The organism is Dokdonia ponticola (assembly GCF_042653865.1).
Taxonomy (GTDB): Bacteria; Bacteroidota; Bacteroidia; order Flavobacteriales; family Flavobacteriaceae; genus Dokdonia; species Dokdonia ponticola.
Genome location: NZ_JBHSFV010000002.1, coordinates 218,381 through 241,784 on the forward strand (window position 1 = coordinate 218,381; position 23,404 = coordinate 241,784).

19 protein-coding genes are annotated in these 23,404 nt (G+C 36.0%); 5 read left to right on the forward strand and 14 right to left on the reverse strand.

Annotated elements, in window-relative coordinates; translation table 11 throughout:
- Nucleotides 1–27 precede the first annotated feature (27 nt).
- The 8 genes from ACFO3O_RS05000 to uvrA all read right to left on the reverse strand — a co-directional run bounded on the left by ACFO3O_RS05000 (nt 28) and on the right by uvrA (nt 10,464).
- The gene (locus tag ACFO3O_RS05000) at nt 28–1,653 is read right to left on the reverse strand and encodes a M1 family metallopeptidase (RefSeq protein ID WP_379977447.1); all 1,626 of its coding nucleotides are present in this window, start codon (nt 1,651–1,653) and stop codon (nt 28–30) included.
- Between the two features lie 101 nt (nt 1,654–1,754).
- Nucleotides 1,755–2,093: a four helix bundle protein gene (locus ACFO3O_RS05005; protein WP_379977448.1), complete on the reverse strand. Its 339-nt coding sequence runs from the start codon at nt 2,091–2,093 to the stop codon at nt 1,755–1,757.
- A gap of 48 nt (nt 2,094–2,141) precedes the next feature.
- On the reverse strand, nt 2,142–3,509 hold the full coding sequence (locus tag ACFO3O_RS05010; RefSeq protein ID WP_379977449.1) for a M28 family peptidase: 1,368 nt from the start codon (nt 3,507–3,509) through the stop codon (nt 2,142–2,144).
- Nucleotides 3,510–3,544: 35 nt separating this feature from the next.
- Entirely contained in the window at nt 3,545–4,327 is a 783-nt protein-coding gene (locus tag ACFO3O_RS05015; RefSeq protein WP_379977450.1) for a sugar-binding protein, read from the reverse strand.
- A 41-nt stretch (nt 4,328–4,368) separates the two neighbouring features.
- On the reverse strand, nt 4,369–5,229 hold the full coding sequence (locus ACFO3O_RS05020; RefSeq protein ID WP_379977451.1) for a TolB-like translocation protein: 861 nt from the start codon (nt 5,227–5,229) through the stop codon (nt 4,369–4,371).
- A gap of 115 nt (nt 5,230–5,344) precedes the next feature.
- Complete coding sequence (locus ACFO3O_RS05025) at nt 5,345–6,106, reverse strand: CDP-alcohol phosphatidyltransferase family protein (protein ID WP_379977452.1); 762 nt, start codon at nt 6,104–6,106, stop codon at nt 5,345–5,347.
- Between the two features lie 817 nt (nt 6,107–6,923).
- The gene (locus tag ACFO3O_RS05030; RefSeq protein ID WP_379977453.1) at nt 6,924–7,664 is read right to left on the reverse strand and encodes a hypothetical protein; all 741 of its coding nucleotides are present in this window, start codon (nt 7,662–7,664) and stop codon (nt 6,924–6,926) included.
- A gap of 7 nt (nt 7,665–7,671) precedes the next feature.
- Nucleotides 7,672–10,464: an excinuclease ABC subunit UvrA gene (gene uvrA, locus ACFO3O_RS05035; RefSeq protein WP_379977454.1), complete on the reverse strand. Its 2,793-nt coding sequence runs from the start codon at nt 10,462–10,464 to the stop codon at nt 7,672–7,674.
- 237 nt (nt 10,465–10,701) lie between these two features.
- Between uvrA and ACFO3O_RS05040 the strand changes: the two genes are divergently transcribed.
- A complete protein-coding gene (locus ACFO3O_RS05040; protein WP_379977455.1) occupies nt 10,702–11,286 on the forward strand; it encodes an RNA polymerase sigma factor in 585 nt (194 codons plus the stop codon).
- A 264-nt stretch (nt 11,287–11,550) separates the two neighbouring features.
- Here ACFO3O_RS05040 and ACFO3O_RS05045 read toward each other — a convergent pair whose 3' ends face one another.
- From ACFO3O_RS05045 to ACFO3O_RS05055, 3 genes are all read right to left on the reverse strand, one after another.
- Nucleotides 11,551–11,790, reverse strand: a complete 240-nt coding sequence (locus ACFO3O_RS05045) for a hypothetical protein (RefSeq protein WP_379977456.1) — start codon at nt 11,788–11,790, stop codon at nt 11,551–11,553.
- 725 nt (nt 11,791–12,515) lie between these two features.
- Nucleotides 12,516–13,436: a leucine-rich repeat domain-containing protein gene (locus ACFO3O_RS05050; RefSeq protein ID WP_379977457.1), complete on the reverse strand. Its 921-nt coding sequence runs from the start codon at nt 13,434–13,436 to the stop codon at nt 12,516–12,518.
- A 74-nt stretch (nt 13,437–13,510) separates the two neighbouring features.
- Nucleotides 13,511–14,188 carry an endonuclease III domain-containing protein gene (locus tag ACFO3O_RS05055; RefSeq protein ID WP_379977458.1) on the reverse strand — a complete coding sequence of 226 codons (678 nt, stop codon included), beginning with the start codon at nt 14,186–14,188 and terminating at the stop codon, nt 13,511–13,513.
- A 110-nt stretch (nt 14,189–14,298) separates the two neighbouring features.
- Between ACFO3O_RS05055 and bcp the strand changes: the two genes are divergently transcribed.
- A complete protein-coding gene (gene bcp, locus ACFO3O_RS05060; RefSeq protein WP_379977459.1) occupies nt 14,299–14,748 on the forward strand; it encodes a thioredoxin-dependent thiol peroxidase in 450 nt (149 codons plus the stop codon).
- Between the two features lie 50 nt (nt 14,749–14,798).
- On the opposite strand, the gene ACFO3O_RS05065 is transcribed toward bcp, so the two are convergent.
- A complete protein-coding gene (locus ACFO3O_RS05065; RefSeq protein WP_379977460.1) occupies nt 14,799–16,253 on the reverse strand; it encodes a TonB-dependent receptor in 1,455 nt (484 codons plus the stop codon).
- Between the two features lie 123 nt (nt 16,254–16,376).
- Between ACFO3O_RS05065 and ACFO3O_RS05070 the strand changes: the two genes are divergently transcribed.
- Together ACFO3O_RS05070 and ACFO3O_RS05075 are read left to right on the forward strand one after the other, a co-directional pair.
- Nucleotides 16,377–17,180: an MBL fold metallo-hydrolase gene (locus tag ACFO3O_RS05070; RefSeq protein ID WP_379977461.1), complete on the forward strand. Its 804-nt coding sequence runs from the start codon at nt 16,377–16,379 to the stop codon at nt 17,178–17,180.
- Nucleotides 17,170–17,661 (forward strand): hydrolase, encoded by a 492-nt coding sequence (locus tag ACFO3O_RS05075; RefSeq protein WP_379977462.1) that lies wholly within the window; start codon nt 17,170–17,172, stop codon nt 17,659–17,661. The genes ACFO3O_RS05070 and ACFO3O_RS05075 overlap by 11 nt, the downstream gene beginning before the upstream one ends.
- An 872-nt stretch (nt 17,662–18,533) precedes the next feature.
- Here ACFO3O_RS05075 and ACFO3O_RS05080 read toward each other — a convergent pair.
- Nucleotides 18,534–19,670, reverse strand: a complete 1,137-nt coding sequence (locus ACFO3O_RS05080) for a redoxin domain-containing protein (protein ID WP_379977463.1) — start codon at nt 19,668–19,670, stop codon at nt 18,534–18,536.
- A gap of 108 nt (nt 19,671–19,778) precedes the next feature.
- Here ACFO3O_RS05080 and ACFO3O_RS05085 point away from each other — a divergent pair, with 108 nt between their 5' ends.
- Nucleotides 19,779–22,154: a GAF domain-containing protein gene (locus ACFO3O_RS05085; RefSeq protein WP_379977464.1), complete on the forward strand. Its 2,376-nt coding sequence runs from the start codon at nt 19,779–19,781 to the stop codon at nt 22,152–22,154.
- 15 nt (nt 22,155–22,169) lie between these two features.
- Here the strand turns inward: ACFO3O_RS05085 and ACFO3O_RS05090 are convergent, their stop codons facing one another.
- Nucleotides 22,170–23,387, reverse strand: coding sequence for a Pycsar system effector family protein (locus ACFO3O_RS05090; RefSeq protein WP_379977465.1), 1,218 nt, complete (start codon nt 23,385–23,387; stop codon nt 22,170–22,172).
- Between the last annotated feature and the right edge of the window lie 17 nt (nt 23,388–23,404).

Genomic DNA, 23,404 nt, shown 5'->3' on the forward strand with positions numbered 1-23,404 from the left:
AGACACGTTTTTGTTGGGAACGATATCCTACGGATTAATTTTACGCAATTCTACATAAAAGTCGTCTGCGATTTTTAAATCTTTAATGCGATCATCTGCCTTGTAGGTTCTCCATTGTTTAGAAGGATAGATCCATTCTTTCTTATCATTAATGATCATTTGTATGGGCATATCAAATCCATTGACTACATTGGTATATCTAAATGTAATTTTATTTCGCAATTTCTGATATTCTAACACGGGAATGTCTGTGGTACGAAGGTATTGATCAAAAAAGGCATTTAGATCTTTTCCTAGTTTTTTACTTAAATAGTGTTCTACTTGCTTTGTGGTGACTGTCTGGTGACAGAAGGTTGTATTTAGACCTCTTAAAGCACTTCGCCATAGTTCATCATCTTCTACAAGGGTGCGGAGCATGTGTAACATGTTTCCTCCTTTGTAGTACATATCACTGCCACTTCCTGTTTTGCGAACGTTATAAGTGCCTATGATAGGTTGATCATTTTGAATGTTCTTTCGGGTACCTATTACATATGCTGCGGCGGCTTCTTTTCCATAATAATAATCTAAAAACAGACTTTCAGAATAATTTGTAAAGCTTTCATGAATCCACATATCGGCTACATCTTTATTGGTGATATTATTTGCAAACCACTCATGTCCAGATTCGTGAATAATAATGAAGTCAAATTTTAGTCCCCATCCTGTTCCAGATAAGTCACGCCCTAAATACCCATTTCCGTATTTATTTCCGTACGTCACAGAGCTTTGATGTTCCATTCCTAAGTAAGGTGCTTCTACAAGTTTGTAGCTATCTTCATAAAAAGGATAGGGACCAAACCAATGTTCAAAAGCTTTCATCATCATAGGAGCTTGTTTAAACTGTTCTTTTGCTTTTTCTTCATTCTCTTCAATCACCCAATACTCCATATCTAGTGGTCCTTTCTCGCCTTGATATACTTCTTTAAAATGCGTGTAGTGTCCTATGTTTAGATTTACTCCATAACTGTTGATTGGATTTTTGACTGTCCAATGATAGGTTTTGGTGGTTGCCGTCGAATCGATTCCTACAAGGCGTCCGTTGGAGACATCAGTTAATTCTTTTGGGACGGTGACATGCATATCGAGACTATCTACCTCATCATAGGTATGATCTTTATTGGGCCACCAAACACTCGCACCTATTCCTTGATTGGACGTGGCAATAAAAGGACGTCCTTTTGCATCTTTTTTCCATGAGAATCCTCCGTCCCAAGGTGCATTTTTAGCTTTTCGAGGTTTTCCTTCAAAACCCATGGTCAGTTTATTAATCGCTCCTTTTTCTTGTTTTTTCTTGAGCTTTACAAAGTGCGCATTTCCTTCATGACGTACTTCTAACGGAATACCATCTTGTGTAATTAAGTTCAGCTCCATAGGAGACTGTAAATCTATTTGTAGTTCTTCTACTCCCTCCTCAAGTACAGTATAGGTCATGACGTTGGTTCCGAGGATCAACTGTGCCTCTGGATTCACATTGACCGAAAGGTCATAATGATTAAGGTCCCACCAAGCTCTTTGTGGCGTAATAGAACCCCGTAAAGTGTCTTGTCTACTGTATTTCTGACTGAAGACACTTAGTGAGGTACATAGTAGGAGGAATGAAAGGTATTTCATTAGTTTTTCTTTAGTTAGTTTTAAATCACAAATCACAAAAAATTAAACTAATAATCTCAAAATCTTCAATTCGTTGGATTAGGTTGATTTTTTTTCTTTTTTCAATAATGGCAGAGAATATTTTTTTTTAATTCTCCAGCTTCATTTGCTAATTCAATGCATTTTTTTTCAAAATCTTTATTGAAAGATGTATTTAATAGGTTAAGCCATAATACTGTCTCTTTTGCTTCTTTACGACAAATTTTTATTCTATAATCAAAGTCTTTGTCACTTAGATGTTCGTTTGCCTCAATGTAATTTGCAGCAATAGATCCTGATGATCTAGTGACCTGTTTTCCATCTTCTTTATTTGGAATGCTATAGGATAATGTATACACCAGATCTCTTACATTTTTTGCAAATAAAAATGTTCTTTCTTCTAAGTTATATGGTTTAGACATTTTTTGAGATTTGGAATTTGTTTTTTTTGGAATTTGAGATTTTAAAGACTAATTCCTAACAATACTATTCGGAAAGGCAACGATACTTTCGTGTCCGTCTTTTCCAATGGCAGCTATTCCAAAGAAAAAGTTGTCGACAACAATGCCTTCGAGTTCGTATTCGGTGACGTTTCCGACCAAGCGGGCATTATCCCAAGTTGGGGAGGTGGTATCTCTCCAATAGATTTTATAAGCTACTGCTCCTTCTACGGGGCTCCAGGTGAATTTTGCGTTAGGTCGTACCGCACCACCAATACCTACCGTTTCTGGTGCAGGGGGTGCCCAAGCGATACTTGCTAAGTTAATGGCATTAACCGCCGTGAGTTTTGCCGCATAGTCAAAGTTGACGTGCTCAAACGTATCTCCATAATTGATGCCATTTTCCGTACGGATATCTTGGTGTTGTTGGGTATAATTTTCATGCGCTTCCATAATACGAATGCCTGCAAATCCCGCGTCATTAAAAGGGCGATGGTGTCCGCCACGACCAAAACGATCCAAACGATAGATCATCATAGGATTCATTTCTGGCATGTAGGTTTTAACATTTTTATGAATGTATCGTGCTAACTGTCGTGAGATGCCATCGACTTCACCTCCATAAAAACGACGTGCGCGACGTTGTTGCTCCGTTTCGGTAGGAGGCACGGGTTCTGAAAAGATTCGGAAGCTTCGGTTATCGATCACGCCGTCTACACCGGTGATATTTCCGATCATATCATTGTTTAAAATACCTATGATGTCCCAATTATTTGCTTTCGCGAAAGCGGCCAAACCCTGCCCCCCAAAGAGTCCTTGCTCTTCTCCTGAAAGACCGACATAAATAATACTATTCTCAAAGGTATATTTTGATAGCACACGGGCAGCTTCTATGGTTCCTGCCATCCCGCTGGCATTATCATTAGCACCTGGCGAATCTGAGGTATAATCGGTAGGGTCTGTGACACGGCTATCAATATCTCCACTCATGATAATATATCGATTTGGATACTTGGTGCCGCGTTGGATGGCGACTACATTGACGACTTCGACATCTTTTACAATCCGACCATTCCGTCCTTTCTCAACCAAATCTTTTTGGTAAAATACCTCTAAACAGCCATTACAGTTTTTTGAAGTTGCTTCAAACTGCCCTTTGATCCATCTACGAGCAGCACCAATTCCGCGAGTTTGAGATACGGTATCACTCAGGGTATGCCGTGTTCCAAAATTGGTGAGTGTTTTTACGTCGTTCTTAATTCTATCAGCAGAAACGGCATCTATAATATCATAAATGCGTGTATCTGTTTGTGCTGAGAGACTTACCGCTCCTATAAGAAAGCATAGGCATACAAATGCAGTTGTTCTTTTTACGTTGGGATAGAGTTTGTGTGACATGAGGGTTTATTTTTGAGATGAGTTGTAAGGTAAAATTATTCGTTGGTGTTTTCTGTGAGTTGGATGGTGCCAAAGATTCCTGCATCAATCCATCCTCTATTTTTATCGTCTCCTTCTACGGGCACGGAGCCTATAAAATTTTCGCGCTGCTCACTACTATCATTATCACAATAGGCGAGGGCAAATCCTAATTTTTGGTTGGCTGCAAGTATTTTTGTTTCGTTGGCGGTATGGTCTATGTAAGTGTCTTCATATACAAAGATTTCACATTCCCAAAGCGTTGTATTTCCTGTGGTTTTGCGAACAGATTTAATGTGGTTATCATACAAGGTGGGTACTTCTCCAGGTGCAATGTCTACTACATGTCCGTCGAGGGCTACGTGATACGCAAAGGCATTGTGTGTAAACTGATGCCCTCCACCAGAATTATCGGCATCGACAAAAATTTCTAGACAGTCATCATCCCACCATAGGGTAAGCGGGTCTTTGTTTTGATCGTATAAGACATCATCTTCTATTTCTGCGAGTAGGTACAAAGCTTCTGGGGTCCAGGTGAGTTTATAACGTCCTGAAAAGTCTTCTTTGGTGTATGTTTCTCCAAGCCATCGTTGGTCTAATGCATTCCAAGGGATATGTTCCCATGCAGGATCATTTGCTATGCCGTCTACAGTAGGTGTGATGATGGCTTTTGGCACTTGTCGAAGTTGGTGATCTGTCTTTGGTAAGAATACTTCAGCAACGTCTTCATTGGATTCTTTATCAAATTTACAACTGAAGGTTGTACAGATACAGAGGAGGAGTATAAACGTGTTTTTCATTGAATACGGATTATCTTATGAGGCGGTGTTTTTTAGAAATGTTATAAGGCTGTGTCAGAAACGAGCGAAAGTAGACTAGAGGTGCTATTTGTAGCTATTCTAGTAATATTGCTTAGATTGGCATCTTTAAAAATTCTAAAGACACGCCAAGTAGTGTCTTTTTTTGGATTATAGGCATAAATGGTATTGCCTTTGGGCATCAAAATCGTACCATTAAGTAGCCAGCACATATCATCGGCTTCTGGAATGGTCTCAATAATAGTAGCTGTCGTTCCTGTAATGGGGTGTATGGATTTTATTTCCCAAATGTCATTTTCTTTACTGATATAACTGATAAGATCTGAATTTGGTATTTTATGAAGCGACCGCCCTATCTTTTTTTGTTGGGTGTAATTAGTACCGTCTTTGAGGTTGGATACGACTAGATCTAAACCTCCATCAGCAAGGACAGCTGAGACTAGTATATCATTGGTATACCAAGTGTGATAGCCTATGACGAGGTCTTTGATTAACTCTTTGTTTTTTCCTGTTTCAAAATCATATTGGTATAATCTCTGTAAACCCGTAGTATCCAATCGGATGGCGGAAATGGCTTTTTGATTCGGAATCTTAGTCGGAGAGTATTCACTTCCAAACCCTGTATCATTGATCCAAGTTACTTTGGCATCTCGTACATTATAACTTACAATATCCGTTTGTTGGTTGCGGGTACTGGCAAAAAGAACCTGATTGTCATTATAAAAAGACGGTTGATTGTCATAGCCATCATTGTTTGAGATATTCCGTTGATTTGCTAATTCCAGTTGGTCACCTTCTACCACAATATCAAAGAGATACACTTCTGTATTGGTTTGTGCAACAACAAAAAACTGACTAAAGAGTAGGAGAACTAAAATGCGCATACGATTGGTTTTGCTCTAAAGATAAGGCATCATACGCTTTCGCGAAAGCGTACCAAGAATATTTACAGTGTGAAATGTACTCACAAAATGCATTCAAATATAGATTTCCGAAGCTCTAGAGCATTCTTCTGATCCCTATAAAAACAAAAATTAGTAGGGTATACCACATAAAAAATGGAATGATGTATTCTTTTAATCCTGCAATGAGCATTACACTAATGATGAGTAATTGAAATCCTAAACCAAACGTAGAGATCGCGGTCATTAACCATTTTGGGCATAGAGTGCCTTTAGAGGCGTTTTTATCAAGCACATAAATGGTTTTGTCAAAAGTGCTATACAATAATTTATAGAGTGCAAAAAGGATATTCACATGACGTTGTTTTTCTCCTTCTAAAGCGACAGGCGTATCGTTCTCAAAGATTCGGCTTGTGGTGTCTCCCTGAAGGGAATTACGAAGTATTACATAATAATAATTGTAAAGTGTTCCTTGTAATTGTAGGCCTAAAAAGGCTATTACGGTATATATAATGTTGCTATCTGTAATGAGATGAATGGCAGCGAAAATGAACATATTTAGGATAATATCTGAGACAGAATCTAGATATCGACCCGTATAGGAAGGCGTATTTTTCATTCTTGCCAGCTCTCCATCGGCAGCATCCAAAATGGATTTTAAAATGATAAAAAAGCCTGCCCACCAATACTGTCCATTGAGTATAAAAACAATTCCTATTATTCCAGAAATAATAAAGGCTATTGTTACATGGATAGGAGTAAAATGGGTATTTTTTAATGAAGACGCGATGACTTTTGCGATAGGTCTTCCGTAATCAGAAAGATCTAAAAAAGCATAGCGTTCAGGTAGTTTTGACATAGGTCTGTAATTGGTGTACGCACTCCCAACTATTAGTAATCATTGATCTTTTTTTTGTATTGTCAATGAAAATAAAGGTCAGGTTTTGTTTTTACTTTAACGTAAAAGTATGCAATGAAAACTGTGTCAAAAATTCCCTTGGCAATACGGAATAATGACAAAATAACTCAACACGTACAATTTTTCTTTTTTCTTGTAAATTTAGTGCTTTTAAAGCTCAAAAAATGACTTCCAAATCTTTTTTATTACACACGTTATATATGTCGCATCTCCTTATATCTAGTACTGTTTTGTAATCTAGGCGCATACCCTACTTTTTGTATTCTCAAATTTTATAAGTTCCTTTTGTATATTTTCTGTTTTATTGGATGTTTTAGATCCAGAATGCTAAACGTTAGTTTAGTCTTTTGTTTGTAAATAGCTGTCTTCGAGTATTTAAAATTAGTATAAAGTAACTCGCTAAATTGTATGAAATAGGGTATTATTTGTTTTTTAGCTAAAAAACAAGCATTACCTTTTTGAAATATTAACTATTAAAACACCTCAAATCATGTTAAAAAACATCACAAACTTAGGGACAACTTTAAGTAAAATTGAACAAAAAAGTATTCAAGGTGGACTCAACTTTGGACGCTGTTTTAGAAATTCCGATTGTTATTGTCCAGAGCAATACATAGGTCCAGGAGACACGTACTGTGGTAGTAATGGATATTGTCAATTTTGGTAAAATCTTATCTATTATTATTATAATCATAAGAAAAGGCAGATTTTTAAAACCTGCCTTTTCTTATGTGTACTGTGTCTCACTAATCAATAATTACATATCCCTATACCGTCGTTTGGTAGAATCATAGGGAGCATCTGTGTCTACTAGGCTTTTTTTGTTTTTTGGAATATAGGTTTCACGATGTACTGCATCCCAATATGGGACGCCAAGAAATTCTGATATAACAGCGGCATCTTCTCGAACGGCTTCATATTTTGCATGGTCAATGACGTTGTAACGGCTTCCATCTTCAAACACAAAATTAAGTTCGTAACTCGTATAGCTACTCTTGTCTGTTCTGACATATTCAGAAATAATTTGCAAAGCAGCAATTGTCTTTAATTTGATTTGATTTTTTTTATTAGAACGTTGAAGACTGTTTACAGGTTTTTTAAAACCTTTATAAAAATAACCACTCCTCTTATCTAGTACTATCGGTTGGAAATGCCTGTAAAGTAAATAAAAACCAACCACAGGAAAAATAAGAAAAAAAATGAAAGCGAATTTAAAATCTCCACTTTCTTCAAAGAACCCACTACCAAAAAAGCCAATAACAAATACTAGTGGCATGATCGTAAAGACAAGTGCAAACAACAAGCCACCAGTAGACCCTTTGTAGTGTAGCTCTGAAGAAGATACTTTTTTCAGCGTACGAGTTTTAAAACTAGCACCTCCTCGTGCTTGAGGAGTCCACGGGGTTATGTCTGCCAGAGGATCATTAAATATAGAGGTATCAAAAGGTTCTGGTCTTACTCCTTTTGTTATTTTTTCTATAAAGCTCTTTAAACCCATGATGGCGCTATACTTTTTGTTTTAAAAAATGCCCTGTGTATGATTTTTTATCTTTTGCAACTTCTTCTGGCGTTCCTTGTGCCATAATGTTTCCGCCATTTTTACCTCCTGTAAGTCCAAGATCAATTACATAATCGGCACATTTTACAAGGTCCATATTATGTTCTACCACAATAATGCTATGTCCTTTTTCAATCAGTGCTTCAAAAGAAGCGATAAGTTTGTTAATATCATGAAAATGTAGGCCTGTAGTAGGCTCATCAAATATAAATAATGCTTTGTCTTTGGTGATACCTTTCACAAGAAAAGAGGCTAGTTTAATACGTTGCGCTTCGCCTCCAGATAGGGTAGAGGAACTCTGTCCTAGCGTCACATATCCTAAACCTACATCCTGAAGTGGTTTTAGTTTACGTGTGATTTTGGCTTCGTTATGCTCAGAGAAAAAAGCAACAGCGTCATCAATAGTCATCGTCAGAATATCATCGATGTTCTTGTCATTGAATGTTACTTCTAAGACTTCTTTCTTAAAACGTTTTCCTTTACAGTTTTCACACTCCAAATGCACATCTGCCATAAACTGCATTTCGATGGTCACTTCGCCTTCCCCTTTACAGGTTTCACATCGACCTCCATCTACATTAAAAGAAAAGTGTTTGGTTTTGTAGTTGCGTATTTTACTGAGCTTCTGATTTTCATAGAGTTTACGAATATCATCATAGGCTTTTATATACGTCACTGGATTAGATCGAGAGGATCTTCCAATGGGGTTTTGATCGACAAATTCGACGGTTTTTACGGTATTAAACTTTCCTTTAATCTCTGTAAATTGTCCTGCTTTTTGACCGTAGCCGCCTATTTCTTTCAATAGTGCTGGATACAGGATTTTTCGCACCAATGTGCTTTTTCCACTACCAGATACACCTGTTACAGCTGTAAATACTCCAAGAGGAAATCGTACATCAATATTTTTTAGATTATTTTCTCTGGCTCCAATAATATCGACGTAAAAGTCGGTGGTTCTACGCTTTTGAGGAACTGTAATTTCTTTGGTACCATTTAGGTACTGGGCCGTAAGCGAATCACTTAATAGAATTTCTTCATAGCTTCCTTCGGCGACTACATGCCCTCCAAAAGTTCCTGCTTCTGGACCTATGTCTATGATCGCATCGGCGGCTTTCATAATATCTTCATCATGCTCAACAACTATCACGGTATTCCCGAGATCGCGTAGTGATTTAAGCACATCTATCAGTTTCTCCGTGTCTTTTGGATGTAGTCCTATACTCGGTTCATCAAGAATGTACATAGAACCTACAAGACTACTTCCTAGGGAAGTCGCAAGGTTAATACGTTGTGATTCTCCCCCCGAAAGGGTATTAGATTTACGGTTGAGTGTTAAATAGTCTAAACCTACTTTTGATAAGAATTCCAATCGGCTTTTTATTTCTTGTAAAAGACGCTTGGCAATCGTGGTATCATGGGCGCTTAACGTAAGGTTTTTAAAATAATCTGCCACTTCATTTAAGGGAAGTGTGACGAGATCAATAATGTTTTTATCTCCTACTTTTACGTAGGTAGCTTCCGGTCTAAGGCGTTTTCCTTTACAGGTATTACATTTGGTTTTTCCTCGATACCGAGAGAGCATCACTCGATTTTGAATTTTGTAGGCTTTGGATTCTAAAAATTCAAAAAATTGGTTGATTCCCTCAAAATGTTCGTTGCCCTCCCATAAGAGCTGTTTTTGATCTTCTGAAAGCTCAAAATAGGGTTTGTGGATAGGGAAATCAAACTTATAGGCGTTATTCACCAATTGATCTCTATAGTAACTCATGCTTTCTCCTCGCCATGGGAATACACAGTTTTCAAAAACAGAGAGTCCTGTATTTGGGATCACTAGATCTTCATCAATTCCAATAACATCGCCATAGCCTTCACACGTAGGACAGGCACCGTATGGATTATTAAAACTAAATAAATGCACATTGGGCTCTAGGAAGGTCATTCCGTCTAAGGCAAAGGTATTTGAAAAATGCTTGCTATTTTGATCATTTAAGGATTCGATATATAATTCTCCTTTTCCTTCAAAAAAAGCCGTTTGTACTGCGTCTGCAAGCCGATTATTAAAATCTTCATCATCTGGATTGGTGACAATTCGGTCAACGACTAGAAGAATATCATTTGGTTTTAGTTTTTTGATATCTTTTACGGCATCAATCCGCAAGACGTCGTCTTTCACTTTTATTCTTGCGTATCCTTGTTGTTGTAGGGCTTTGAGTTTGTCTTGTAATTTTCGTCCTTTCTCTAAGTAAATAGGAGCGAGGAGGAGGAGTTTTTCCGCTTTCGCGAAAGCGTTTACATAGGTCACCACATCGGTTACAGTGTCTTTTTTTACCTGATTACCAGAAATCGGAGAAATGGTTTTACCGATGCGCGCATAGAGTAATTTGAAATAATCATAAATCTCTGTCGAAGTACCTACGGTTGATCTTGGATTTGTTGAATTTACTTTTTGCTCGATAGCAATGGCTGGTGCAATCCCTTTTATATAATCGACTTTTGGTTTGTCTAGGCGTCCTAAAAACTGTCTTGCGTATGAAGAAAGGCTTTCGACATAACGGCGTTGCCCTTCTGCATATAAGGTGTCAAAGGCAAGACTTGATTTTCCAGAGCCAGAAAGTCCTGTAATAACCACTAACTTATTACGTGGGATTACGACGTCAATATTCTTAAGATTGTGAAGTTTTGCTCCTTTAATAATGATGTTCTCTTTCGGATTTACCAACGAAATGTCTTCTAGCATAGTGTTTTTTACTTCTGAAAACAAAGATACTACTTCTGTTTCATACCGAAAATACTAGTGTTTAGGTATTTTTTTTAAATAAATTCTAAGATTTTTTTGCATATGTTGAAATAATACTATTATATTTACAACAGTTAACACAATAAAACAAAATTCTGCCTATAGCATATTATTACTTTTTAAAATGATGAATAAAAGGATTAGTCCTTTTTAAATTGTAACCTACAAAAGTGTAATATGAAATCAGTGTTATCAGACGATGCCCTACTCGTTAGTAATTATATCAAAGGAGACGAGAACTCTTTAACAATCTTAATCACGAGGCACAAACAGCGTATTTATAGTTTTATTTATTCTAAGGTATATGATAGAGATGTCTCTGAAGATATTTTTCAGGATACTTTTATTAAAGTCATTAACACCCTAAAGCGAGGTCGCTACAACGAAGAAGGAAAATTTCTTCCATGGGTGATGCGAATCGCTCACAACCTTGTTATAGATCATTTTAGACGTAATAACCGTATGCCTAAATTTGATAACGATGGTGAATTCAGTATATTTTCTGTATTGAGTGACAATTGCTTAAATGCAGAAAAACAATTAATAAAAGATCAAGTAGAGTGCGACGTACGACGCTTGATAGAAGAACTTCCAAATGATCAAAAAGAAGTGCTTTACATGCGTGTATATCAAGAGATGAGTTTTAAAGATATTTCTGAAAAAACAGGAGTGAGTATCAATACAGCTTTAGGAAGAATGAGATACGCATTGATTAACTTACGTAAGGTAATTGATAAGCACGATATTATTTTAACAAATTAATATAATAAGTGGGTAGATTTTGCGTTATTGACATAACCATTAACCAAAATCAAGTATATGTCAAGAATTTACTCAGAACCATCGCCGGGTAAACAGGCGGAAAATTTGGAACCAAAAGCAGAGACGATTTCGTTTCTACTTAATTATTCGAAGGCTTTAAGTGTTATGCATTATAAAACGATGAGGTTTGAAGCACTCATCAACTAAACTTTGTAAAAAGCCCAATCGCAAGATTGGGCTTTTTCTATTTATGAGTAATAAATTTTAAAACTCTGTACCTGTTGTTTCACATGGTCTATAAATATGAAACCCTGAGTCACAAGTTCCATATTCACATCCTCCTTCACACTCATTTGACCACACAGCATTAGATCCATCTGGACATACTTCCGAGCTTCCACAACTATTATTGCCACTAGGATCCAATAATCCTCCTCTTGTGTTTTTTTGTTGTGATCTACTTAATTCTTGAACTCCTTTTACGTTTAAAATAGTTTTTAACATGACTTTTTAATTTTAATGGTTACTAATTATAATTTGGGTTTATTATTACTATATGTTCGTTAAAAATAGACTGTAAAATATTGATAATAAAGTATTTAACAATATTTTAAAGTATTTTAACGTTTCATTTTGTTTTACTCAATTTAGTTTTTTTAGAAAATGATATTTATATTGGGTAGCATAATTTTGATTTTCCTCTTTTAAACATTTAAAATGTATTCCGACTCAGTTCTAACGATGCAAGTTTTCTAAGTCTATCTAAATCTTCAGGAGCTTGATTAGAATGTCTTTGCTTAATTATTGCAATTATCTCCCAATACTTTTATTTCTTTGGATATATAAATTTGTTTTTTATGAGTGAATATATTCATTGAAAGTATACATCTTTTCCTTTTTATTATGTTACAAAGATGCAACTTGCACATTATTATGGTGTTACATAATTTTTGATTTATGTTATAGAATTATACACAGATGTGAAAAATATTTTATGGGAAAGGGAATTTTAGGCAAATAGTTATTACGTGAATACAATACGTCAGTATGCCAATGAGAAGGTTGTAAGGAAATATGTTTTAAGGGTAGAAGTAATCAAAAGTATCAAGAGATACCTAAGATACTTAAGTTGTGGATAAAAATTGTTCTGATGTCCAGTGCTCTTAGATCAAGGTTGTTCATCCCTCGATACTTGCCTTGAATGTTTCTTTTTATTTTACCTTTGGCTGTTAGAATACAACATTTGTAGTAGGTAATGCCGTTTTAATTCTTTCCTGTTCAGTTACTGAAAACGTATTACCACTCAATTCTAAAACATCCAATTTGTTGAAACCTGCTAAGTTTTTAGGAAGTGTACTTAAATGAGCATTTCTCAATAAAATGACTTTTAGATTAGGCAAAGAACGGCTATATGTTACTAGTTGTTCTATATTTATATTGGGGTTATTGTCTAATACAAGTCCGTTGATTTGTTTTAGAAGTTGTAATTCTGAAGGAATGGTACTTATTTCATTGCCAGATAGTACAAGAATTTTTAGAGAAGCCACTTGAGACAGGGAACTACATATATTCTTAAAGTCGATAGATGGATTTTCTGATAGGTGAATTTCTTCTAACGATTGTAATGCACTGATCTCAGAAGGAATGGTTGTTATGTTATTTCCGCTTAAGTATAGGAAATCTAACTTCTTTATATGTGATAATCTTCGGATTGATTTGTCTAGGTTGAGTTCTGGATTGTAGGATAGATCCATTTCTCTTAAGTTGGGAAGCGCTGTGAGGACTTCTGGAATTTCCTTAAAAGTATTCTCTCTAAGATTTACAACAGTGATTTTTTGTAATTGAATGAGTTTTGCGGGTAGCGAACTGATATGATTTCCTTGAATATTTAAAAGGCTCAAATTTTTAACTTTCTCTATGCCTTTTGGTAGCTTATATAGTTCACAATTTGTCAGATATAATGATTCTAAATTCGTGAATTTATGGATTTGCTTGGTCATACTTGGTATTTCAGAACAGTGTAGGTCAAGCCAGGTAACACTGTCAGCAACTTGTAACGCCTCTTCAAACGAGGTATATTTTTTATTTTTTTGAGCAAATACAATACATTGGAATGTCAGTACATATATAAGTAGTATTCTTTTTTTCATCTCATAAAATGTATTTGTGATATCGACTGATTCAAATAGATGATTTTCTTTTACAACCTCTTTTTAGAGACTTCTTATTTTTTCTTTTTATTTCGTTTTTCTAGTGCTTTGTAATAGTCATTAATCACTGTCTTACGACCGATGGTTTTAGTAATGATATCTTTTTCGAGATCCCAACCACGGGCAGGAGAGTATTGACGGCCATACCAAATGATCTGTAAATGTAGGTCATTCCATACATGCTCAGGGAATAAGCGTTTGGCATCTTTTTCAGTTTGCACTACATTTTTTCCGTTGGTAAACCCCCAGCGATATAACAATCTATGAATATGGGTATCTACTGGAAATGCTGGTGTTCCAAAGGCTTGTGATACTACTACACTAGCTGTTTTATGTCCTACCGCAGGAAACTCTTCTAGCAACGCAATATCATTAGGCACCACTCCGTCGTACTTATCAATAAGTATTTGTGAGAGTCCGTGGATGCCTTTTGACTTCATAGGTGAAAGTCCAACAGGCTTGATAATCTCTCGAATCTCTTCTACAGATAATTTTACCATATCATACGGATTGTCAGCCACTTCAAATAATAGAGGTGTAATTTGATTTACCCGTACATCGGTGCTTTGTGCGCTCAGTAACACTGCAATTAATAAGGTGTAGGGATCTTTATGATCTAATGGAATAGGAATCTGAGGATATAATTCTTTTAACGTATCTATAACGAAATCTACTTTTTCTTGCTTGGTCATTTTGTTTATCTTAGCGATATAATTAATTAAACAAAACACAAGACCTGTAGTGTCAAGTGTTTTTAAGATTAGTTCGACAAAAAAGTCAAACCATATTTAAAACGAAGATAATGAATACACTTAAAGTAGGGGATAAAGTACCCGATTTTACAACCACAGATCAAGATGGAAATACCGTTTCTCTTTCTGACTTTGCAGGAAAGAAACTAATTGTTTTCTTTTACCCAAAAGCCTCTACACCTGGTTGTACTGCAGAGGCTTGTAATCTAAGAGATAATTATCAAGCATTGCAAGATCAGGGATATACACTTTTAGGAGTAAGTGCCGATTCAGAAAAGCGCCAGAAGAATTTTGCCACCAAATACGAATTCCCTTTTCAATTACTAGCTGATGAAGATCATAGTGTGATTAATGCTTTTGGCGTTTGGGGATTAAAGAAATTTATGGGGAAAGAATATGATGGCATCCACCGTAAAACCTTTAAAGTTGATGAACAAGGGATTGTTACCGAAGTGATTGACAAGGTGAAGACCAAAGATCACGCAGCGCAATTGCTATAGTTTATAAATAAATCATAAAAAAAGCTCCCATTGGGAGCTTTTTTTATGATTTATTTTTGCTGGTCATACGCAATGCCTTCATAGCCAAACTGCTCACGCGATTTGATCATTTCAGCAATTCCTTCGGGTAGTAAATCTTCCCAGCCTTCTTCACCATCGTGGATCATACGTAAGACTTCTCTTGAGAAAATACCTGAGATAGACGGGTCAAAGTTTTCAATATCGACCACTTTACCGTTGTATTTAAAGAACTTATAGAGTTCTTTCATACGTGGGTGTACTTTTAGATTTTCACTTGTGGTTAATTCTCCTGTTTTAGGATCTTTCATTGGGTACAAGTATACTTTTAGATCCTTGAAGAATAGTTTTCCAAACGCTTCCAGAATCCCTCCACTTAAATGACGGTAATATCCAGCATCAAAGACATCAATAAGGTTGTTTACTCCCATCACAAGTCCCATACGCTCTTTAGTATAGTTGGAGAAGTACTCGACTACTTTATAGTATTCTTTAAAGTTTGAGATCATTACTGTTTGTCCTAAAGAACAAAGCAGGCGTGCTCTCGCCATAAAATCTTCTTCATCTATTTCGCCCTCAGCCCGTAAGTTGGAAAGGGTGATTTCAAAGATGACTTCTGTTTTCTTTTCGTTGACACGGTTTGCTTCTAAAAACATGGCGAGTGATTTCTCATACATATCCATGTTCACCTTAGTTACAGGTCTAAAACTACCACGTAGAGCAAGTACATTCTTTTTGTACAGAATAGCTGCTGGTAAGATGTTATTTCCATTAGGATCAAACATAACCGCCTCTGTCATTCCGTTTTTAACCAGCTGTAAACTCATTAAACGGTTGTCTACGCCATCAAATTGAGGTCCGGAGAAGTTAATCGTATCTATTTCTATTTGATCTTTATCAATGTGATCGTACAGATATTTGAGTAATTGTTTTGGATTATCATGTTTATAAAAAGCACCATAAATAAGGTTTACACCTAATGTTCCAAGCGTAAGTTGTTGGAGTCTTGCATCATTTTCGTGAAAACGAACATGCAAAATAATTTCATTAAACTCCCCTTCGGGTGTAATTTGAAATTTAATACCTACCCAACCATGTCCTTTAAATTTTTTAGCAAAATCAATGGTAGCCACTGTGTTTGCATAGGAAAAGAAGATTTTATTAGGCTCTTTGTAGCGTGAGATTCGATCCTCGATAAGTTGCATCTCGTGGGTCAGCATCTTTTTGAGACGTTTTTCAGTCACATAGCGTCCATCATCTTCTACTCCGTAGATGGCGTCACTAAAATCTTTATCATAGGCACTCATTGCTTTTGCAATCGTACCACTTGCGCCACCAGCTCTAAAGAAGTGACGTACGGTTTCTTGTCCTGCACCTATTTCGGCAAATGTACCGTAGATGTTGTCATTAAGATTTATTCTTAATACTTTGTTCTTTATGGAAGGGACTTTTTCAAATTCCTTATCTCCAAGAATTGTAATCGCCATAGCTTTTATTTTGTCCTTTTAGTAGGGTATTCAAATATACTAAATAGCTAGGGTACCCAAAAAAATTAACTGTATTTTTGCATCTTAATTTTATACCTACATTACTTGTAAAAATTTACACATTTGAAGATAACATTTTTAGGCACCGGTACCTCTCAAGGAATTCCAGTTATAGGAAGTGACCATCCTGTGTGTTTAAGTGAAGATCCTAGAGACACCCGCTTGCGAGTCTCTGTCCTAATAGAGTGGGAAGACTACCATTACGTTATAGATTGCGGACCTGATTTTAGGATGCAAATGCTGAGTACGCTTTCGCGAAAGCGTACACCTTCTGGAGACCTTGTACCCTTGCATGGTATTTTATTTACGCATGAACACGCAGATCATGTGGCTGGACTAGATGATATCCGTCCGTTTGTGTTCCGACAAGGGGATGTACCCATTTATGCACATAGTCGTGTTTTGAATATTCTGAAGGAGCGTTTTGACTATATTTTTGCCACCGAAAATAGATATCCAGGAGCGCCTAAAGTAAGTGCGTATGAAGTAGCAAATGGACAATCGATTCCGTTAGGTGGTATTGATGTGATTCCTATTGAAGGATATCACGGCAATTTACAGGTCTTTGGCTACCGTTTTGACCGTATTGCCTATCTCACCGATATCAAGACCATCGCTCCCGAAGAGATTGAAAAATTACAAGATCTCGACATACTTGTCATTAATGCATTGCGTTATGAAGAACATGATACGCATCTTAATGTGAGTGAAGCACTCACGCTTATTGATACAATTAAACCAAAACGAACGTATTTTACACATATCAGTCATCATATGGGATTTCACGCGGAAGTAGAAGCACAGCTTCCCGACACAGTGCATCTTGCGTATGACGGATTAACTTTAACAACTACCGATGAAACGTAATATTTTTTTATACCTCTTTTTGTTTGCTGCTTTGTGGATTGTATATCAATTTGTACACAACAAGAAATTCTATGAGAATCAGCAAAAAAGTTTTACCAAGTTAGAAACCAAATATCAAACAGCCAAAGATAGTATTGTTACACTACAGCAACGCCTCGGTGAAACCGAATATTTTGGATTGCGCAGTAATGCCAATGCGTATGAATATTATGAAGATAGTCCGCAGGAAATTGCTGAGATTATTCAGCAAGTAACGGATGGGATTATCTCAAAAAACACATTAGAAGGCAATGTCTTTATTCCGTATAAAGGTGACGAACGCGAATATCAAATCAATCAAGTTCATTTATTAAATCACCGATGGCTCATTGCTGATTTCTCTGATGGCAATACATGGGGTGAGTTATTAATTGAGTATTTTATCAATGAGGACAATAGCATTGACTATCGTGTAATTGATAGTTTGTTGTACCCTCTGTAACCTCATGTAAGGGGTGGTTGTTTCACTTTTTTTGTAATTTTTGGATGTACAAAAAAAACGAAACTTTCCGTTTTGCGTTTCTTTTAGATTACTTCGTGAATGAAGATGATCGTATTGAGTATCGTATTGTATCTTTTGTAAAATGAGATTTTGTGCTGCTGTTGTTTTATTCTTAAAAGAGAACTAAAACAAGCTTTGCAGAAAATATATAGATAGAGTACTACTCGTAGATGTAACTATAAGCAAATGTGCGTCAATTACACTAGTCAAAAAAAGAAATTAGATTTGGCGTAATAGTACAAACAAAAGGCTAGACAGTATAAGCGTTCCGTAAGTTATTTTTTTCCATTTGGGTTCTATCGTTTTACTTTTGTAAACCCCATAAACCCCTACAGGCAACCAAAAAAGTAACAATGTACCCAACATCTGTGGATCGTTATACCATTTAGTTTTAGTCTTCATCTTTTTGTGTTATTAGATTTATAATCTCTAATGAATTATAAGATACGGTTTATTTTTGACTTTGACTTTGACTTTGAATTTGATTTTGTTTTTGTTTTAGGTAATCTTGCTTAGACATAAGGTATTTGTAGATGGTTCGTAGAGAGGTTAATTACCTGATTTGGGAAGTAGGGGATATTTCTTTCGTTTTACAATGGGTGATGCGATTTGGCTTCATAGCTCATTCGGAATGACAATTGTTTGCAAGAGGCTAGCAGTATTTTACAGTCATTTCGATCCTTGGTCAAGCTCAGGATAAACTTATATAAAAAATCACACAGGTTTTGCTAACACGTTCTGGACAGCTCACTGTTATGCGATTCCTCCTCGTAGCTCATTCGGAATGACGATTGTATAAATGAACGCAATGCCTAACTATCCCCTAACAACTCTGCAATTTTATTTTCTAAAGCTTGCCCTCTTAAATCTTTGGCAATGATAGTGCCTGTTTCATCCAGTAAGAAGGTCGCAGGAATCGCGCGTACGCCATAGGATCTTGGGATAGGGTCATTCCAAAATTGGAGATTAGACACATGGTACCAATCCATTTGGTCCTTTTCTATAGCTTTGATCCAACGTTGTTTTTGTCCAGGTTGGTCTAAGGATACACTGATGATGTTTAAGCCTTTATCGTGGTATTTATTATACACACGTACTACATTTGGATTTTCCATACGACAGGGTTTACACCAAGAGGCCCAAAAATCGACAATGGTATATTTCCCTAAGGTTTCTGATAAGGCTAATTCTTTTCCATCTGGAGTAGGAGCACTAAACTCAGGGGCTTTGTTACCGACACTGGCCACTTTTGAGGCAGCACGTTGTGATTTTTGCTGTGCAATATAATTTTTGATACTTGCTCCAAGCGGAGATTTCTGTATGTCTGACGCGAAATCATTATAATAGGCTTCAGTTTCTTCTATATCAAGTACCCTTGCATTGATCAAGTCAGATAATGCCATAATAGCGACCATATTATCTGTATTTTCAGTAACTACTTGTTTTTTGTTTTCGATATACTGCTTATCAAGAGCATTAATTTGAGCGTTGTACTCGGTGACCATGATGCCATCTGTCTCTCTTTGTGCTTGATTGAGCTTCTGTTTGAGTTCCGCTTTTTTCTTATTGAGTTGGCGGCTATTTGTGGTATAGGTATTGAAAAGCTCGTTGGCTTTACTTCCCGTGACAAGGGACGAGGCAATACTGTCTTTGTATAAGGTAATCGTTAAGGGCGCCTGATCTTTTACAAGTAATAGTTGCTGTCTGTTTAAAGAAGTCGTAAGGATTTGGATACCTTTTCCTTTTTCTCGTGGTTTGTTGAAAACAAAAGCTTCGGCGGTTACAACAGCTGTGTCTAATGCAATACGTTGATTATTTTCTCCCAACTCCTGAAGATAGATTTCTGTACCGTCTGAAACACCTGCTGCCGTCCCTTTGATACTGTAGTTTTCTTCTTTCGCGCAAGCAAAAACCAAAAAGCCTAAGGCTACTATAAAAATTCTTCTCATAAATGCGTAAATTTGAGTAACAAAAATACTTATTATCCGTCTAATATACTATCTGAGTTCGCGTTTTAAGCACTCAATACGCATTAGAAAATATTATTTGCAACACTCATGGCTTTTTTAGAAGAAGATTTCCCAATGCAGATTCATGTTAGCTTTGAGAAGTTAGTAGAATCTTATAAATCATATCTCATAGAAGATGGAGATCCACTTCTTAAAGAGCGTGCGATGCGTGTTCTTAAAATTGCGGATCAGTATCCTGAGCTTATTGAAGGCCTAACTAATATTCAGCAGGTTGAAGCGCTTACACCACAAATAGATGCTATTTTAGCTGATTTGTTTTCTGATATTTTACAGCAAAACGAAATTAAATTTGCTTGTCTTCCTTTTAACGAACTTATTATTAAGTCATCAAGACGCTACAAGAAAATTGTTGCAGAGGCAGGAGAGGACTATCATCTTGAGCTTCGTAATTTTGACGAGAAGACCATGTACATCATGGGGTGTAGTATTATTCTTATTCAACATTATGGGTATAATATTGATTTTAGAAGACCTTTCTTTTATGACATTCCAGATAAAAACGGGATCACAAGACATTACCGTATGTTGTATAATGGGGATTACCTAACTATTGAGAAAGGACCAGATACCCCAGAGATTACTGATAAGGATGTAGAAATACTGTTGGATAACTTTGACAATATTGATATTTGGAAAGAGAAATTTCCCCCTCGTAGTTGGCATTTTAAAGGGTTTATACTGGCAAACTTATATGACGCAACTTCTGATGTATCGCTGTCGGATTTTAAAACCAATCTCTTACGTTATGATAAGAGTGATGTTGCTTTCACTGAGGGTTTTCACAATATTTTCCAATCGATATTTAATCTTCCTCAAATTAAGGTTGGTTTCTCAAATTATAACCATGAAGAGAAAACATTAGAACGTGTTCCTTATAATAATGTAGATAGCTTTGTACTGAATACAGAACAAAAAAGAGCTTGTAGTAGTGCGTTGTGTAGTGGTTCTTTTTATACGATATTCACAAAAAAACAATTCTTTGCCGTATCTGATGTAGAGCGTTATTTGAGTTCTAATCCAAGTGAACATTTCTATAAAAATTTACTTGATCAAAATATAAAGAGTGCCATTTTTGCACCTATCGCAGATGGGGATACTTTCTTAGGTCTTTTGGAAATCGTATCTCCTAATAGACAGGAGCTTAATAGTATCAATGCGAATAAGTTGCTTGATGTGATGCCATATCTGCTCGATTCTGTTAAGCGTTCTCGCGAGCAGATGGAAAATGAATTAGAAATCATCATCCAAAATGAATGTACTTCTATTCATCCTAGTGTGTATTGGAAGTTTAGAAAAGAGGCCAAACGCGTGATGACTACACAGATTGATACAGGAACCTCGGTTGCATATAGAGATATTGTATTTAAAGATGTGTATCCTTTATTTGGGCAGATTGACATTAAAGGTTCTTCAGAGGCTAGAAACACGGCAGTACAAAAAGATTTACTCCTACAATTAAAAGAGGTTAAGAAGATTTTAAATCAAGCTAACACCTCTCAGCTGCCTGTTTATGAAGAGTTCTTATTCAGAATAGATACGTTTATTCAGGGGATAAAAGATGGCTTACAAGTAGATAGTGAACGAGGAATTTTAGATTTTTTAAGCCGAGATATTCACCCATTGTTTAAACATTTAAAAGCTCATGACGAATCAATAGCGCCGCTTATAGAAGTGTATGATGATCTATTAGAAGATGGGATGGGGCTTGTTTATAAATTTAGGAAGTCTTACGACGAGTCCGTTATGCTTATTAATAAGCGTATGGCATCTGTACTTGACAAAAAACAAGAAGAAGCACAACGTATGTATCCTCACTTTTTCGAGCGTTTTAAAACAGATGGCGTAGAGCATAATATGTATATTGGGGAGTCTATCACTAGAGAAGATAGCTTTAATAAAATTTACCTTTACAATCTTAGATTGTGGCAATTGCAAGTGATGTGCGAAATGGAAAATGCACATTACAAACTCTCAAAAAAATTACCACATCCACTAGATGTTGCTTCTATGATCTTAATTTTCAATACTTCACTTTCAGTGCGTTTTAGAATGGATGAAAAACGTTTTGATGTAGATGGCACTTACAATGCTCGTTATGAAGTGGTCAAAAAACGTGTTGATAAAGCACATATTAAAGGAACAGATGAGCGCGTGACGCAACCAGGTAAAATAGCCATTGTATATAGCCAAAAAGAAGATGAACGCGAGTATATGCGTTATATCAAATTCTTACAGGCAAAACAGTATCTAGACGACACCGTAGAAATTGTAGAACTTGAAGATTTACAAGCAGTAACTGGTCTTAAGGCGATTAGAGTCAAAGTGTTGTATAAAATTCCTACGAGTAACGAAGACAAAAAATACTACACCTATGATGATCTCATGGAAGAGATTAGATCTTAGTAAATTACTAAAATCCTAAAGGATAACCGATAACGAATTTGTTACTTGCTCTACAGCTTCAACGGTACCATATTTATTGAAGAAGTAGGCAAATGCAATCGCTGATATAACAATTCCGATGATAAATACGGTATAGGTAAGTCTTAAAATACGGTATTTACGACTTAGTACTAATCCAAGGAAATATAAATCTTTGGTCAAGGCAGAGTAAATATAGTCTTTGTCCTGCATCATTTCGTTAATAGCCCACTCAAAATCTGCAAGATTCATTTTATGAAAATTTCCAAAAAACAATAGATTTACTTTCTTTTGTTCTACATCTTCTTTTGTGAATTTACCACTGGTCACATTTGGTCTCGTAGCTAGTACAGATAAAATCATCGAGATGATACTAAAAAATACAAATATGACAGTAGGATAGATAAGAAAAGAGTTTTTGTCTAGTTTCGGAATTAAATTAGCTAGCGCCAAAGAAATAATAATCGCATTGACCGATAGTAAAATATTTGCTTTTGTATCGGCAATATCACTTAGTTTTATATGGTTACGCAGGGTAATACGGAACATAGATTGCACCCCTTTTTCAGGACTTTCATCTTTTAATTTGACTTTTAGCTTTTCTTTTTTCCTTGCCTTTTTGAGCTTTTTCTCTTCCTTTACCATCTTTAAAAGATTGGAATCTTTTTTAGGTTTCCAATTTTTAATAGCATAGTCTGTATAGTATCGATGTGCTGTTGTAAACATTTCCATGTTGCATTTTCGCCAATCATCTAGAGAATACTCTGCGATCCCTTGAATGCGGAGTTCTTGCCGTAAATATTCACTAGCTTCTTGAAAATAGCTTTTTGCAAAATGTGATGCATCTGCATCCCGTAATATCTTATCAAGCTCAGTATTTGGCTCATTTTCCATTTTGGTCGCCATGATTGCTTGTTTAATCACATCAATACGCGCTTGAGCATGCCCTTCTTTAGAAAGAAAATCTTGTGCAATTTCAGATGATTTTTCTTCGTGATTTTCTTGACCTTCAATATACCCAGTGTCATGTAGAAAAGCGGCAATAAGAATATCTTCCTTATCTTCTTTGCTAAGATCACTGTTTTCTATAATTTCTTTAGTACTTTTATATACACGTTTTGCATGCACATAATTGTGATAAATACATGTTTTTGGGAGCTGTTTTTCTAATAGATCAGCTACAAATACATCAGTTTTTTCAACCAAAGAAGTCATACGCAGAATTTTATTTT

Coding starts and splice junctions, on each gene's coding strand:
- ACFO3O_RS05000 (WP_379977447.1), bottom strand. CDS start 1,653: ATGAAATACCTTTCATTCCTCCTACTATGTACCTCACTAAGTGTCTTC.
- ACFO3O_RS05005 (WP_379977448.1), bottom strand. CDS start 2,093: ATGTCTAAACCATATAACTTAGAAGAAAGAACATTTTTATTTGCAAAA.
- ACFO3O_RS05010 (WP_379977449.1), bottom strand. CDS start 3,509: ATGTCACACAAACTCTATCCCAACGTAAAAAGAACAACTGCATTTGTA.
- ACFO3O_RS05015 (WP_379977450.1), bottom strand. CDS start 4,327: ATGAAAAACACGTTTATACTCCTCCTCTGTATCTGTACAACCTTCAGT.
- ACFO3O_RS05020 (WP_379977451.1), bottom strand. CDS start 5,229: ATGCGCATTTTAGTTCTCCTACTCTTTAGTCAGTTTTTTGTTGTTGCA.
- ACFO3O_RS05025 (WP_379977452.1), bottom strand. CDS start 6,106: ATGTCAAAACTACCTGAACGCTATGCTTTTTTAGATCTTTCTGATTAC.
- ACFO3O_RS05030 (WP_379977453.1), bottom strand. CDS start 7,664: ATGGGTTTAAAGAGCTTTATAGAAAAAATAACAAAAGGAGTAAGACCA.
- uvrA (WP_379977454.1), bottom strand. CDS start 10,464: ATGCTAGAAGACATTTCGTTGGTAAATCCGAAAGAGAACATCATTATT.
- ACFO3O_RS05040 (WP_379977455.1), top strand. CDS start 10,702: ATGAAATCAGTGTTATCAGACGATGCCCTACTCGTTAGTAATTATATC.
- ACFO3O_RS05045 (WP_379977456.1), bottom strand. CDS start 11,790: ATGTTAAAAACTATTTTAAACGTAAAAGGAGTTCAAGAATTAAGTAGA.
- ACFO3O_RS05050 (WP_379977457.1), bottom strand. CDS start 13,436: ATGAAAAAAAGAATACTACTTATATATGTACTGACATTCCAATGTATT.
- ACFO3O_RS05055 (WP_379977458.1), bottom strand. CDS start 14,188: ATGACCAAGCAAGAAAAAGTAGATTTCGTTATAGATACGTTAAAAGAA.
- bcp (WP_379977459.1), top strand. CDS start 14,299: ATGAATACACTTAAAGTAGGGGATAAAGTACCCGATTTTACAACCACA.
- ACFO3O_RS05065 (WP_379977460.1), bottom strand. CDS start 16,253: ATGGCGATTACAATTCTTGGAGATAAGGAATTTGAAAAAGTCCCTTCC.
- ACFO3O_RS05075 (WP_379977462.1), top strand. CDS start 17,170: ATGAAACGTAATATTTTTTTATACCTCTTTTTGTTTGCTGCTTTGTGG.
- ACFO3O_RS05080 (WP_379977463.1), bottom strand. CDS start 19,670: ATGAGAAGAATTTTTATAGTAGCCTTAGGCTTTTTGGTTTTTGCTTGC.
- ACFO3O_RS05085 (WP_379977464.1), top strand. CDS start 19,779: ATGGCTTTTTTAGAAGAAGATTTCCCAATGCAGATTCATGTTAGCTTT.
- ACFO3O_RS05090 (WP_379977465.1), bottom strand. CDS start 23,387: ATGACTTCTTTGGTTGAAAAAACTGATGTATTTGTAGCTGATCTATTA.